General features: G+C 71.1%; 14 protein-coding genes. 8 read left to right on the forward strand and 6 right to left on the reverse strand.

Annotated elements, in window-relative coordinates:
• Positions 1-242 precede the first annotated feature (242 nt).
• The 3 genes from ACFRIC_RS35230 (at position 243) to moaA (ending at position 3,396) form a co-directional block, all read left to right on the forward strand.
• Positions 243-599, forward strand: a complete 357-nt coding sequence (locus ACFRIC_RS35230; RefSeq protein ID WP_382794671.1) for a DUF485 domain-containing protein — start codon at positions 243-245, stop codon at positions 597-599.
• Entirely contained in the window at positions 596-2,233 is a 1,638-nt protein-coding gene (locus ACFRIC_RS35235; RefSeq protein ID WP_382794675.1) for a cation acetate symporter, read from the forward strand. The genes ACFRIC_RS35230 and ACFRIC_RS35235 overlap by 4 nt, the downstream gene beginning before the upstream one ends.
• Before the next feature lie 173 nt (positions 2,234-2,406).
• A complete protein-coding gene (gene moaA, locus ACFRIC_RS35240; RefSeq protein ID WP_382794677.1) occupies positions 2,407-3,396 on the forward strand; it encodes a GTP 3',8-cyclase MoaA in 990 nt (329 codons plus the stop codon).
• 70 nt (positions 3,397-3,466) lie between these two features.
• On the opposite strand, the gene ACFRIC_RS35245 is transcribed toward moaA, so the two are convergent.
• The gene (locus tag ACFRIC_RS35245) at positions 3,467-3,733 is read right to left on the reverse strand and encodes a hypothetical protein (protein ID WP_382794680.1); all 267 of its coding nucleotides are present in this window, start codon (positions 3,731-3,733) and stop codon (positions 3,467-3,469) included.
• A gap of 339 nt (positions 3,734-4,072) precedes the next feature.
• Positions 4,073-4,462 carry a DUF3099 domain-containing protein gene (locus tag ACFRIC_RS35250; protein WP_382794682.1) on the reverse strand — a complete coding sequence of 130 codons (390 nt, stop codon included), beginning with the start codon at positions 4,460-4,462 and terminating at the stop codon, positions 4,073-4,075.
• Between the two features lie 239 nt (positions 4,463-4,701).
• Here ACFRIC_RS35250 and ACFRIC_RS35255 point away from each other — a divergent pair, with 239 nt between their 5' ends.
• On the forward strand, positions 4,702-4,986 hold the full coding sequence (locus tag ACFRIC_RS35255) for a GlsB/YeaQ/YmgE family stress response membrane protein (RefSeq protein WP_382794685.1): 285 nt from the start codon (positions 4,702-4,704) through the stop codon (positions 4,984-4,986).
• Between the two features lie 78 nt (positions 4,987-5,064).
• Here the strand turns inward: ACFRIC_RS35255 and tyrS are convergent, their stop codons facing one another.
• The 3 genes from tyrS to ACFRIC_RS35270 are packed head-to-tail and all read right to left on the reverse strand — an operon-like array spanning position 5,065 to position 9,292.
• The gene (tyrS, locus tag ACFRIC_RS35260; RefSeq protein ID WP_382794688.1) at positions 5,065-6,333 is read right to left on the reverse strand and encodes a tyrosine--tRNA ligase; all 1,269 of its coding nucleotides are present in this window, start codon (positions 6,331-6,333) and stop codon (positions 5,065-5,067) included.
• A gap of 44 nt (positions 6,334-6,377) precedes the next feature.
• Positions 6,378-7,772, reverse strand: coding sequence for a metallopeptidase TldD-related protein (locus ACFRIC_RS35265; protein WP_382794690.1), 1,395 nt, complete (start codon positions 7,770-7,772; stop codon positions 6,378-6,380).
• Complete coding sequence (locus tag ACFRIC_RS35270; protein WP_382794692.1) at positions 7,769-9,292, reverse strand: TldD/PmbA family protein; 1,524 nt, start codon at positions 9,290-9,292, stop codon at positions 7,769-7,771. Before ACFRIC_RS35270 ends, ACFRIC_RS35265 begins: the two co-directional genes overlap by 4 nt.
• Before the next feature lie 270 nt (positions 9,293-9,562).
• Between ACFRIC_RS35270 and fabG the strand changes: the two genes are divergently transcribed.
• From fabG to ACFRIC_RS35285, 3 genes are all read left to right on the forward strand, one after another.
• Entirely contained in the window at positions 9,563-10,267 is a 705-nt protein-coding gene (fabG, locus tag ACFRIC_RS35275) for a 3-oxoacyl-[acyl-carrier-protein] reductase (RefSeq protein WP_382794696.1), read from the forward strand.
• A 5-nt stretch (positions 10,268-10,272) separates the two neighbouring features.
• Positions 10,273-11,040 (forward strand): enoyl-ACP reductase FabI, encoded by a 768-nt coding sequence (gene fabI, locus ACFRIC_RS35280; protein WP_339128529.1) that lies wholly within the window; start codon positions 10,273-10,275, stop codon positions 11,038-11,040.
• Positions 11,041-11,198: 158 nt separating this feature from the next.
• The gene (locus ACFRIC_RS35285; RefSeq protein ID WP_382794699.1) at positions 11,199-11,582 is read left to right on the forward strand and encodes a hypothetical protein; all 384 of its coding nucleotides are present in this window, start codon (positions 11,199-11,201) and stop codon (positions 11,580-11,582) included.
• Between the two features lie 104 nt (positions 11,583-11,686).
• Here ACFRIC_RS35285 and ACFRIC_RS35290 read toward each other — a convergent pair whose 3' ends face one another.
• Complete coding sequence (locus tag ACFRIC_RS35290; RefSeq protein WP_365487630.1) at positions 11,687-12,373, reverse strand: FadR/GntR family transcriptional regulator; 687 nt, start codon at positions 12,371-12,373, stop codon at positions 11,687-11,689.
• 103 nt (positions 12,374-12,476) lie between these two features.
• On the opposite strand from ACFRIC_RS35290, the gene ACFRIC_RS35295 reads away from it, so the two are divergent.
• The gene (locus ACFRIC_RS35295; protein ID WP_382794703.1) at positions 12,477-13,877 is read left to right on the forward strand and encodes a CynX/NimT family MFS transporter; all 1,401 of its coding nucleotides are present in this window, start codon (positions 12,477-12,479) and stop codon (positions 13,875-13,877) included.
• The last annotated feature ends 64 nt before the right edge of the window (positions 13,878-13,941 follow it).

Genomic DNA, 13,941 nt, shown 5'->3' on the forward strand with positions numbered 1-13,941 from the left:
CGAAAGAAGCCGGGCGAGTTGAACCGGTCCACGCGTGGCGCCGTGACCTTGGGCAGGGAGCCCGTGGACGATCGAGCCCCCGGCTTTGATCACGGAACGGACGCGATCGACAGCGCTCCGTCACGTGACGTCCGTCGATGTGAGGTCGAAGTCCCATGTCCGTACCCGAACCGTCCCCGTCCGCGGGCCCCGACCTGCCCCCGCCCACCGTCGTAACCGCACCCGCAACGCGAGGAGACACCGTGGCCACCGACGCACCACCACCCGCGAGGACCGGAGCCGAGCTCCCGTCCACAGAAAAGTTCGTCGAGATGCAGGAGAGCGCCGAATTCGGTGAACTGCGCAGCTCGCACCGCTCCTTCGCCTTTCCGCTGACCGTCGGATTCATCCTCTGGTACCTGCTGTACGTCCTGCTCTCGAACTACGCGGGCGACTTCATGGGCACCAAGCTGTTCGGCAACGTCAACGTCGCCCTGGTGCTCGGCCTCGCCCAGTTCCTCACCACCTTCCTCATCGCCTGGTGGTACTCGCGGCACGCGGCCACCCGGCTCGACCCCAAGGCCGACGCCATCAAGTCCCGGATGGAGGGCGGCGCATGAGCCCCGTACAGACCACCGCGCACACGACCGTGCTGGCCGCGGGCGAGGCGAGCGAGCACCGCCCGCTGATCATCACCCTGTTCGCGGTGTTCGTCGCCGCGACCCTCGTCATCACCGTCTGGGCCGGCCGCCAGACCAAGGACGCCGCCGACTTCTACGCGGGCGGCCGCCAGTTCACCGGCTTCCAGAACGGACTCGCCGTCTCGGGCGACTACATGTCCGCCGCGTCCTTCCTCGGCATCGCCGGCGCGATCGCCCTCTTCGGCTACGACGGCTTCCTGTACTCCATCGGCTTCCTGGTCGCCTGGCTCGTCGCCCTGCTCCTGGTCGCCGAACCCCTGCGCAACTCCGGCCGCTACACGATGGGCGACGTCCTCGCCTACCGCATGCGCCAGCGCCCGGTCCGCACCGCCGCCGGCACCTCCACCATCGTCGTGTCGATCTTCTACCTGCTGGCCCAGATGGCGGGGGCGGGCGTCCTCGTCTCCCTGCTCCTCGGCATCACCAGCGACGGCGGCAAGATCGGCATCGTCGCGCTCGTCGGCGTCCTGATGATCGTGTACGTCACCATCGGCGGCATGAAGGGCACCACCTGGGTGCAGATGGTCAAGGCGGTCCTGCTCATCGCCGGCGCCGTCCTGCTCACCTTCCTGGTCCTGCTGAAGTTCCACTTCAACATCTCCGACCTGCTCGGCAAGGCGGCCGAGAACAGCGGCAAGGGCTCGCCGTTCCTGGAACCCGGGCTCAAGTACGGCGCCACCTCCACCACCAAGCTGGACTTCATCTCGCTCGGCATGGCACTGGTCCTCGGCACCGCGGGCCTGCCGCACATCCTGATCCGTTTCTACACCGTGCCCACCGCCAAGACCGCGCGGAAGTCGGTCAACTGGGCGATCGGCCTCATCGGCGCCTTCTACCTGATGACCCTCGCCCTCGGCTTCGGCGCCGCCGCGCTGATCAAACCGGACGAGATCATCGCCTCCAACAAGGCGGGCAATACGGCGGCACCCCTGCTCGCCCTCCACCTCGGCGGCGTCGACTCCAGCTGGGGCGCGATCCTGCTCGCCACCATCTCCGCCGTCGCCTTCGCCACGATCCTCGCCGTCGTCGCGGGACTGACGCTCGCCTCGTCCTCCTCCTTCGCGCACGACATCTACGCGAACGTGATCAAGAAGGGGCAGGCCTCGGAGAAGCAGGAGATGAAGGCCGCCCGGTACGCGACCGTCGGCATCGGCGCCGTGTCCATCCTGCTGGGCGCCCTCGCCCGCGACCTCAACGTCGCCGGACTGGTCGCCCTGGCCTTCGCGGTCGCCGCCTCCGCGAACCTGCCGACGATCCTCTACAGCCTGTTCTGGAAGAGGTTCACCACCCCGGGCGCTCTCTGGTCGATCTACGGCGGCCTCGTCACGGCGGTCGGCCTGGTCCTGTTCTCCCCGGTCGTCTCGGGCAAGCCCACCTCGATGTTCCCGGACGTCGACTTCCACTGGTTCCCGCTGGAGAACCCGGGCCTCATCTCGATCCCGGTCGGCTTCCTGCTGGGCTGGCTCGGCACCGTCCTGTCCAAGGAGGAACCCGACGCCGGCAAGTACGCCGAACTGGAGGTCCGCGCCCTGACCGGCACCGGAGCCCACTAGAACCCGGCATCGCGCGGGCCCGTCGCAGGACCACCGGTGGATCACCACTGGTAGATCCCTACGACGGGCCCGCGCCGCGTCTCGTGGGATCGGGGCCGCTGTCACCGCCCGCCTCGTCACGTAGGCTCACAGGTATCCGGAGAAAGAGATCGGCAACGAGGGAGGGGGCCCACGTGCTCATCGACACCTACGGCCGGGTCGCCACCGACCTGCGTGTCTCACTGACGGACCGGTGCAACCTCCGCTGCACCTACTGCATGCCCGAAGAGGGACTGCAGTGGCTCGCCAAGCCCGACCTGCTCACCGACGACGAGATCGTCCGCCTGATAGAGATCGCGGTCACCCGCCTCGGCATCGAAGAGGTCCGCTTCACCGGCGGCGAACCTCTGCTGCGCCCCGGGCTGCCCGGCATCGTCGAGCGGGTCGCGGCCCTCGCCCCCCGCCCGCAGATGTCCCTCACGACCAACGGCATCGGCCTCAAGCGCACCGCGGCCGCCCTGAAGGCCGCCGGCCTGGACCGGGTCAACGTCTCGCTGGACACCCTGCGGCCCGACGTCTTCAAGACCCTCACCCGCCGCGACCGCCACAAGGACGTCATCGAGGGCCTCGAAGCCGCCCGCGACGCGGGGCTGACCCCCGTCAAGATCAACTCGGTGCTGATGCCCGGCCTGAACGCGGACGAAGCCCCGGACCTGCTGGCCTGGGCCATCGAGAACGCCTACGAACTCCGCTTCATCGAGCAGATGCCCCTCGACGCCCAGCACGGCTGGAAGCGCGACGGCATGGTCACCGCCGCCGACATCCTCGCCTCGCTGCGCACCCGCTTCCGGCTCACCGAGGAGGACGCCGGCGAGCGGGGTTCCGCACCCGCCGAGCGCTGGCTCGTCGACGGCGGCCCGCACCGCGTCGGGGTGATCGCCTCGGTCACCCGCCCGTTCTGCGCGGCCTGCGACCGCACCCGCCTCACCGCCGACGGCCAGGTGCGCACCTGCCTGTTCGCCACGGAGGAGACCGACCTGCGCGGCGCCCTGCGCTCGGGGGCGCCCGACGAGGACATCGCCGGCGCCTGGCGCACCGCGATGTGGGGCAAGAAGGCGGGAGCGGGCCTGGACGACCCGTCGTTCGTGCAGCCCGACCGCCCGATGTCGGCGATCGGCGGCTGACGGGCCCTGAGGTCTCCGGGCCCCGGGGCCTCCGGGCCCTGGAGCGTGTCCCGCCCTGGGGCCTCCGGCCCTAGAGCGTGTCCCGGTCCTCCCCGTGCTCCGCGGGCCGCGAGGCCTCCCACTCCGCGAGGGGCACGACGTCCTTCAGGAACCCGCGTATCCCGAGGAACGACGACAGGTGCTCGCGGTGCTCCTCGCACGCCAGCCAGGTCTTGCGGCGCTCGGGCGTGTGCAGCTTCGGGTTGTTCCAGGCGAGCACCCACACGGCGTCCGCGCGGCAGGCCTTGGCCGAGCAGACGGGGGAGAGGGGACCGGAGCCGGGGGCGTTCGAAATCACTCTGCCGACCCTAGCCGAGGCCGGGCGGCACGCGTTCCGCGCGGTGGGCGGACCCTGATGCGGGGCGGGGCTCCGAGGGGCCGAAAAGGCGACGCCGAGCAGCCACGGGGGGAGCTGCCCGGCGTCGGTCTGTCGCTCCGACGGGGGATGCGGAGCGCGTACGAAGTATGTCACGGGTAGCCCGCCGCCCGGCACCGGAACAACATGATTGATCTGAGGTTTTCTTGAGCTTGCCCGCGTGGGGATATTCCGTTTTCGGCGACCGCCCGGACGTCCGTCCGGAGCCGAACCGGCTTTGTCCCAGGGCGAGTTCGCCCCTGTTCCGACTCCGGTCGGGGCTCAGGCGGGGTCGTGCGGCTCGGCCCCCGAGCGCGCCTCGGGGCCGGTCGCGGCACCCCCGGCGGGGGGCTCCTCGGCACCGTCCTGCCGGGGCGGTGTGATCATCGGACGCAGCGGAGCGGTGACGAAGGTCGAGGGGAGCGAGGGCGCGTTCTCGCGTCCGGCGTTCGCGATGACCACCGCGACGTACGGGAGGAGAATTCCGAGGACCAGAGCGACCAGAGCGACGGGCCGTTCGACGTTCCACAGGGCGGCCGCCAGGATCACGGACACCGTACGCACGGACATCGAGATCACGTAGCGCCGCTGCCGGCCGCGCACGTCGTCGTCCAGGCTCTGTCTGGCTCCCGTGATCCGGAAGACCTGGACGTTGCTCTGCTTCCTGATCACATTCCACCACCTGACTGTGTCGGACACCCCGGTCCGTACCCGTCACGGACCCGTCGAGGACGCGGGCCCGGACTGCTTCCACGGTACGCCGCGTATGCGTCGCCTTCGAGACCGGGGCACGTCCCGTCCGGGCGGACACGCTGCGCCGTAGCGCGTACGGCTCCGCCCGACATGCGCCGTATGGCTGACAGCCAGAGACTGGCGGTATCGCTCACGGGGAGCGGTACAAGGAGGCGGACATGGGCTGGTTGTGGGCGATCATCGTCGGGTTCGTGCTGGGCCTGATCGCCAAGGCGATCATTCCGGGGAAGCAGCACAGCCCTCTGTGGCTGACCACCATCTTCGGCATCCTCGGAGCCATCGTGGGCAACGCGATCGCGCGTGCCTTCGGCGTCGAGGCGACGTCCGGCATCGACTGGACCCGTCACCTGTTCCAGCTGATCGCCGCGATCGTCATCGTGGCGCTGGGCGACATGGCGTACATGGCCCTGTGGGGGAACAAGAAGGTGCAGCAGCGGGCGTGACTCCGTCCGGGCGGACGAAGGGCGCGGGCCGCTTCCCGGATCGGGAAGCGGCCCGCGCCCTCGCTGTCGTCGGAACGCTCAGCCGCCCGTGACCTCCACCGCGGCCAGGCTCTTCTTGCCCCGGCGCAGCACCAGCCAGCGCCCGTGCAGCAGGTCCTCCTTGGCCGGGACCGCGTCCTCGGCGCCGACCTTCACGTTGTTCACGTAGGCCCCGCCCTCCTTGACCGTGCGGCGCGCGGCCGACTTGCTGGCCACCAGGCCGACCTCGGCGAACAGGTCCACGACCAGGCCCGCCTCGGCGACCTGGATGTGCGGCACCTCCGACAGCGCCGCGGCGAGCGTGCGCTCGTCCAGGTCGGTCAGCTCGCCCTGCCCGAACAGGGCCTTGGACGCGGCGATCACGGCGGCCGTCTGGTCGGCGCCGTGCACCAGCGTCGTCAGCTCCTCGGCCAGCGCGCGCTGGGCGGCACGGGCCTGCGGACGCTCCTCCGTCTGCTTCTCCAGTTCCTCCAGCTCCTCGGGGGACCGGAAGGACAGGATGCGCATGTACGTCGAGACGTCCCGGTCGTCCACGTTCAGCCAGAACTGGTAGAACGCGTACGGCGTCGTCATCTCGGGGTCGAGCCAGACGGCGCCGCCCTCGGTCTTGCCGAACTTGGTGCCGTCCGCCTTGACCATCAGCGGCGTCGCCAGCGCGTGCACATGGGCCTCGGGCTCCAGGCGGTGGATCAGGTCCAGGCCCGCCGTGAGGTTGCCCCACTGGTCGCTGCCGCCCTGCTGGAGCGTGCAGCCGTAGCGGCGGTACAGCTCCAGGAAGTCCATGCCCTGCAGGAGCTGGTAGCTGAACTCCGTGTAGCTGATGCCCTCCTCGGACTCCAGGCGGCGGGCCACGGAGTCCTTGGTGAGCATCTTGTTGACGCGGAAGTGCTTGCCGATGTCCCGCAGGAACTCGATGGCCGAGAGCCCGGCCGTCCAGTCCAGGTTGTTCACCATGACCGCGGGGTTCTCGCCCTCGAAGGACAGGAACGGCTCGATCTGCGAACGCAGCCGCGTCACCCAGTTCGCGACCGTCTCCGGGTCGTTCAGCGTGCGCTCCGCCGTCGGGCGCGGGTCACCGATCTGGCCCGTCGCCCCGCCCACCAGCGCGAGCGGCCGCAGCCCCGCCTGCTGCAGCCGGCGCATCGTGAGCACCTGCACCAGGTGACCGACGTGCAGGCTCGGCGCGGTCGGGTCGAAGCCGCAATAGAACGTGACGGGACCGTCCGCGAGCGCCTTGCGCAATGCATCTTCGTCGGTGGACAGGGAGAACAGGCCCCGCCACTTCAGCTCGTCGACGATGTCCGTCACGGTTCTCGTATCTCCTCGGGTGGTCTCGTGAATCAGGTACGAGGTTATACGCCCTGGCTGACAGAACTCATATTGAAATCCGGCACCCGCAGCGCGGGCATCGCGGCCCGGGTGAACCAGTCGCTCCACTCACGGGGCAGCGTCTTCTCCGTCCGCCCCGCCTCCGTGGCCCGTCCCAGCAGACCCACCGGCGACTCGTTGAACCGGAAGTTGTTCACCTCGCCCACGACCTCGCCGTCCTCGACGAGGTAGACGCCGTCGCGGGTGAGCCCGGTCAGCAGCAGCGTCGCCGGGTCGACCTCGCGGATGTACCACAGGCAGGTCAGCAGCAGACCGCGCCCGGTCGCGGCGACCATCTCCTCCAGGGAGCGGTCCTCGCCGCCGTCGAGGACGAGGTTCCCGATCGTCGGCGTCACCGGCAGCCCGGTCAGGCCCGCGCTGTGCCGGGTGGTGGACAGATGCCGCAGCTCGCCCTCCCGGATCCAGTCGGTGGCCTTCAGCGGCAGCCCGTTGTCGAACACGGAGGCGTCGTCGCCCGAGGAGTGCGCGAGGACGAAGGGGGCCGACTCCAGGCCCGGCTCGTTCGGATCGCTGCGCAGCGTCAGCGGCAGTTCGCTGAGCCGCTCACCGATGCGGGTGCCGCCCCCGGCCTTGCTGAAGACGGTCCGGCCCTCGGCGGCGTCCCGGGCGGCGGCCGACCACATCTGGTAGATCAGCAGGTCCGCGACCGCGGTCGGCGGCAGCAGCGTCTCGTAGCGCCCGGCCGGCAGCTCCACACGCCGCTCGGCCCAGCCGAGCCGTACCGCCAGCTCCGCGTCCATCGCCGCCGGGTCGACGTCCTTGAAGTCCCGCGTCGAGCGTCCCGCCCAGGCCGAACGCGTACGGTCCGGGGACTTGGCGTTGACCTCCAGCGTGCCGTTCGGCTGGTCGTGCCGCAGCCGCAGCCCCGTCGACGTACCCAGGTAGCTGGTGACCAGCTCGTGGTTGGCGAAGCCGTACAGCTCACGGCCGCCGGCCCGCGCGCGGGCGAACGCCTCGCCGAGCGCCGGCGCGAAGTCGGCGAAGACGGCGGAGGAGGTCTCGGCGGGCGCGTCCGTGAAGTCCGGGGACTCCGGCACGCCCGTCACCAGCGGCCGCCCGTCCTCGGCGGGACCGGCGCCGCGCGCCGCCGCCTCGGCGGCCCGCACCAGGGGCTCCAGCTCGTCGGCCGTCACCGCCGAGCGCGAGACGACGCCGGACGAGGTGCCCTCGCGTCCGTCGACGGTGGCGATCACGGTGAGCGTGCGCCCGCGGGTGACCCCGTTCGTGGTGAGCGCGTTGCCCGCCCAGCGGAGATTGGCGGTGGACTGCTCGTCGGCGATCACCACACAGCCGTCGGCCCGCGACAGTTCGAGGGCACGCTCGACGACCTCGTGCGGCTTGTTCGTACGGGCGCTCATCGACCGGCCTCCGAGGTGGTGTTGAGGATGTTGACACCCTTGAAGAGGGCGGAAGGGCAGCCGTGCGACACCGCGGCGACCTGGCCCGGCTGGGCCTTGCCGCAGTTGAAGGCACCGCCGAGGACGTACGTCTGGGGGCCGCCGACGGCCGCCATCGAACCCCAGAAGTCGGTGGTCGTCGCCTGGTACGCGACGTCACGGAGCTGGCCCGCGATCCGGCCGTTCTCGATCTTGAAGAAGCGCTGGCCGGTGAACTGGAAGTTGTAGCGCTGCATGTCGATGGACCAGGACCGGTCGCCGACGACGTAGATGCCCCGGTCGACACCCCCGATCAGGTCCTCGGTGGACAGCCCGCCCGGGTCCGGCCGCAGCGACACGTTGGCCATCCGCTGCACGGGCACGTGCCGGGGGGAGTCGGCGTACGCGCAGCCGTTGGAGCGCTCGAAGCCGGTCAGGTCCGCGATCCGCCGGTCGAGCTGGTAGCCGACGAGCGTGCCCTCCTTCACCAGGTCCCAGGACTGGCCCTCGACGCCCTCGTCGTCGTACCCGATGGTCGCCAGGCCGTGCTCGGCGGTGCGGTCACCCGTCACGTTCATCAGGTCGGAGCCGTACCTGAGCTTGCCGAGCTGGTCGAAGGTGGCGAAGGAGGTCCCGGCGTACGCCGCCTCGTAGCCGAGCGCGCGGTCCAGCTCGGTGGCGTGCCCGATGGACTCGTGGATCGTCAGCCACAGGTTCGACGGGTCCACGACGAGGTCGTACACCCCCGCCTCCACGCTCGGCGCCCGCATCTTCTCCGCGAGCAGCCCCGGAATCCGCTCCAGCTCGCCGTCCCAGTCCCAGCCGGTGCCCAGGAGGTACTCCCAGCCGCGCCCGACCGGCGGCGCGATCGTCCGCATCGAGTCGAACTCGCCGCTGGAGTCGTCCACGGCCACCGCGGTGAGCTGCGGGTGAAGCCGCACCCGCTGCTGCGTGGTCACCGTCCCGGCGGTGTCCGCGTAGAACTTGTTCTCGTGCACGGTCAGCAGGGACGCGTCGACGTGGTTGACGCCGTCGGCCGCCAGCAGCCGCGCGCTCCAGTCGGCCAGCAGCCCCGCCTTGTCCTCGTCCGGCACGGAGAAGGGATCGATCTCGTACGACGAGACCCACGTCTTCTCGGCGTGCACCGGCTCCGGAGCCAGCTCGACCCGCTCGTCCGAACCCGCCGCCTTGATCACCTGGGCCGACAGCTTCGCCATCGCCACGGCCTGCGAGGCGACCTTCGCGGCCGCGTCCATCGTCAGGTCGACACCCGACGCGAACCCCCAGGTCCCGCCGTGCACGACCCGTACCGCGTACCCCAGGTCCGTCGTGTCCGACGATCCGGCCGGCTTGGCGTCGCGCAGCCGCCAGGACGCGCTGCGCACCCGCTCGAACCGGAAGTCCGCGTGGTCGGCGCCCAGCGCCCGCGCCCGCGCGAGCGCGGCGTCGGCGAGTGCGCGCAGCGGTAGCGCCGTGAAGGCTTCGTCGATGGAATGAGGCACCGAGGTCTCCCTGCTGTCGTGGCCCGTCGGGTCCGATCATGTCGCGCGGGCGGCCCCGGCGGCCACGCCTTTGCCGTCACCGGGCGCGTCTTTCGGCCGCGGACGTCCGCCTTCCGGCCGTACGGCCTCGGCTTTCTGTAGGGACCCGACAGCAGTCACCCGAACCCACTGTCGGTGCCCGATTCTCTGGGAGGCCGGACGGACCGATAGGTTTTCGAGGAAGGCGCCTGTATTGCAGGGGTTTCAGTCCGCTAACGAAAGGGTGATCCGTTGAGCCGCTCGGTTCTCGTCACCGGAGGCAACCGGGGCATCGGCCTCGCCATCGCCCGCGCATTCGCCGACGCAGGCGACAAGGTCGCGATCACGTACCGGTCCGGTGAGCCGCCGGCCGGCTTCCTGGCGGTCAAGTGCGACATCACCGACACCGAGCAGGTGGAGCAGGCCTACAAGGAGATCGAGGCCGAGCACGGCCCGGTCGAGGTCCTGATCGCCAACGCCGGCGTCACCAAGGACCAGTTGCTGATGCGCATGTCCGAGGAGGACTTCACCTCGGTCGTCGACACCAACCTCACCGGCACCTTCCGCGTCGTCAAGCGCGCCAACCGGGGCATGCTGCGCGCCAAGAAGGGCCGCGTCGTGCTGGTCTCCTCGGTCGTCGGACTGCTCGGCTCCGCGGGACAGGCGAACTACGCCGCGTCCAAGGCCGCCCTTGTCGGCTTCGCTCGGTCGCTCGCCCGCGAGCTCGGCTCGCGCAACATCACCTTCAACGTCGTCGCGCCCGGCTTCGTCGACACCGACATGACCAAGGTGCTCACCGACGAGCAGCGCGCCGGCATCGTGTCGCAGGTGCCGCTCGGCCGTTACGCGCAGCCGGAGGAGATCGCCGCGACGGTGCGGTTCCTCGCCTCGGACGACGCCTCGTACATCACTGGAGCCGTCATCCCTGTTGACGGCGGACTGGGAATGGGTCACTGATCACCATGAGCGGAATTCTTGAGGGCAAGCGCGTCCTGATCACCGGTGTGCTGATGGAGTCCTCCATCGCCTTCCACACCGCGAAGCTGGCCCAGGAGCAGGGCGCGGAGATCATCCTGACCGCGTTCCCGCGGCCCACGCTGACCGAGCGCATCGCCAGGAAGCTGCCGAAGCCCACCAAGGTCATCGAGCTGGACGTCACCAACGAGGAGCACCTCGGGCGTCTCGCCGACGTCGTCGGCGAGGAGCTGGGCGGCCTCGACGGCGTCGTGCACTCCATCGGCTTCGCGCCGCAGGACGCCCTCGGCGGCAACTTCCTGAACACACCGTTCGAGTCGGTCGCCACGGCCATGCACGTCTCGGCGTTCTCCCTGAAGTCGCTGACGATGGCCTGCCTGCCGCTGATGCAGAACGGCGGCTCCGTCGTCGGCCTCACCTTCGACGCGCAGTACGCGTGGCCGCAGTACGACTGGATGGGCCCGGCCAAGGCCGCCCTGGAGGCCACCAGCCGCTACATGGCCCGCGACCTGGGCAAGCAGAACATCCGCTGCAACCTCATCTCCGCCGGCCCCATCGGCTCCATGGCCGCCAAGTCCATCCCGGGCTTCGGCGAGCTGGCCTCCGTGTGGGACACCCGCGCCCCGCTGGAGTGGGACCTGAAGGACCCGGAGCCGGCCGGTAAGGGCGTCGTCGCCCTCCTGAGCGACTGGTTCCCGAAGACCACGGGCGAGATCATCCACGTGGACGGCGGTCTGCACGCCATCGGCGCGTAAGCGTTTACGCGCGGTATCGACGCCCCGTTTCCCGCACCGCGCGGGGAGCGGGGCGTCCCCCGTTCGGCCCAGTCGGCCGGGCGGCCGGGACCCCCTGACCGGCACCCTGGGAGGACGCACCGCCCGCCCCGCAGCCGTTCGGCCGAGGAGGTCCCCTTGTGCGCCTGTCCCGCCGCTTTGCTCCGGTGTTCGCCGCTGTCGCTCTGGCCCTTGCCGTCCCGCACGACGCGATGTCCATCCCGCGAGCGAAACGCGTGAACGAGGGGTCCCGGTCCGCCGCCGCGGGCCAGGGGGCACGAAAGCCCGTGCCCCAGCCGTTCGGCGCGGAGTGCCGGACCACCGTCACCGGCTCCGAGGTCGTCGCGTACTGCCACAACCCCTATGTGGGCATCGACCACGTCGCTCTGCACGTCGAATGCGCCCGCTGGTGGGACATCGACACCGACGGCGCCCCGGTCGAGGTCGGACCGGCGATGACCGTCCGGCTGACCGGCCGCTGCTGGAAGGAGATCCGCGAGGTCTGGATCACCCACGGAAAGTGACCCGCGGGCGGCTCGGGCCCGTACGACGGTGACGGGTCCCGGAGCCGGCGTCCAGCCAGGCCCGGCGCCCGCCCCCACGGTTGCCGCTTGTCGCCGTTTGTCGCCTACTCCGTGGCGGCCGGCGGGCCGGGCCGGCACTGGAAGGGATAGCTCGCGGCCTCCGCGGCCGCCGCCTCCGCGTCGCCCGCCCTGATCGCGTCGACGAGCAGGGCGTGGTCCATGTACGACTCCGGCGTCAGCTCCTTGCCGACGTCCACGCGCAGCCAGTCGCGCAGCACCTCGCCCAGGTCCGCGTACATCGCCGTCATGACGTCGTTGTGGGAGGCGGCCACCACCGCCAGGTGGAAGGTCGCGTCGGCGGCCACGAAGGCCTCCGCGTCGCCCGACTCCCAGGCCTCCTCACGGCGTACGAGGAGCGCCTCCAACTGCTTGAGATCGCGTTCCGTGCGCCGCTCGGCGGCCAGCCTCGCGGCGCTCGACTCCAGCGTGGACCGCAGTTCGGCGATGTGCCGGGGGTCGGCGTCGGCGAAACGGCGGTGCATCACGCCCGCGAGCTCGCTGGTCGCCACCACGTACGTGCCCGATCCCTGCCGGATGTCCAGCAGTCCGTTGTGGGCGAGCGCCCGGACCGCCTCGCGCACGGTGTTGCGGGCGACACCGAGCTGGTCGACGAGCTCCGGCTCGGTGGGGATGCGGGAGCCCACCGGCCACTCGCCCGACGTGATCTGGTTCCGCAGCTCGGCGATGACCTGCTCGGACAGGGCCGAACGGCGGGGATGGCTCAGCGGCATGACGGTCCTTCGTCGTACGGGCCCGGGTGTGATCGTTCGCGCGGGGCCGGAGGCTCCGGAGATTAACGCAGCGCGATTGGACACCCAATCATCCCATGATTCTATGATGGGCCTCATGGCCCCCGAGGAAACCCGCACACCGACGCGTCCCCCCGCGATACACCGCCCCGCCCGGAGCACGGCACCCGCGACGCCCGACCCGCGCGCGTGGACGACACGGCTCGTGGTCGCCGGCATCGTCCTCGCCGCCCTCAACCTGCGCCCGGCCATCACCAGCCTCGGCGCGCTCCTCGAAGAGGTGCGCGGCGGCCTCGGCATGAGCGGCAGCGTCGCCGGACTGCTCACCTCGGTGCCGCCCCTGTGCTTCGCCCTCTTCGGCGTGACCGCACCGCGGCTCGCCCGCCGCTTCGGGGCCGCCGCCGTCGTCTGCGCGGGCATGGTCGCCATCACCGTGGGCCTGGCCGTACGGCCGTACATCGGGGGAACGGCCGGCTTCCTGGCCGCCAGCGCCCTCGCGCTCATGGGCATCGCGGTCAGCAACGTCCTGATGCCGGTGATCGTCAAGCGCTGGTTCCCCGACAAGGTCGGCTCCATGACGGGCCTGTACTCGATGGCGCTCGCCCTCGGCACATCCGCCGCCGCGGCGGCGACCGTGCCCATGACCGACGGCCTCGGGGGCGACTGGCACTCCGGCCTCGTGGTGTGGGCGGGTCTCGCGGCGGCGGCGGTCCTGCCGTGGCTCCTGCTGGTACGAGCCCGGACGGCGGCCCCCGGCACGGATGACGCCCCCGGCACGGATGACCGCGCCCAGGCGGCCCCTGCCACAGCCACCCCCACCGGTATCGCCCGGGCGAAGACTTCACGCACCGGCGTCGCGAAGTCCTCCGCCACCCCCACGGCCCGCCCCGAACCCGGCGGGCTGCGCATCACCCGCAGTCGTACCGCCTGGGCCCTGGCCGTCTTCTTCGGTCTCCAGGCCACGGCCGCCTACATCACGATGGGCTGGATGGCGCAGATCTTCCGCGACGCGGGCGTCGCCGCGAGCACCGCGGGGCTGCTGCTCGCCGTCACGATGGTGATGGGCGTGCCGCTGGCCTTCGTCATCCCGCGCCTCGCCACCCGCCTGCCCCGGCAGGGCCCCATCGTCGTCGCCCTGGGCCTGTGCGGACTCGCCGGATACGCGGGCCTCTATCTGGCCCCGGCGGCGGGCGCCTGGGCCTGGGCCCTGCTGCTCGGCATCTCCAACTGCGCCTTCCCGCTGGCCCTGACCATGGTCGGCATGCGCGCCAGGACCGGCGCCGGTGTGGCGCAACTGTCGGCGTTCGCCCAGAGCACCGGATACCTGATCTCGATCCCGGGCCCGCTGCTCGTGGGCGTGCTCTACCAGCACAGCGGCGGCTGGGGCCTGCCGATCGCGCTGATGGCCGGGCTGATGATCCCGCAGATCGGGGTCGGCATCCTGGCGGGCCGCGACCGCACGGTGGAGGACGAGGCCGCAGGCTGATCCCGGCTCCCGGCTCCCGGCTCCCGGCCCCGGCTCCCGGAACCGGGCCCCGGCGACGGCGCGG

It is taken from the genome of Streptomyces sp. NPDC056738, from assembly GCF_042790435.1.
GTDB lineage: Bacteria > Actinomycetota > Actinomycetes > Streptomycetales > Streptomycetaceae > Streptomyces.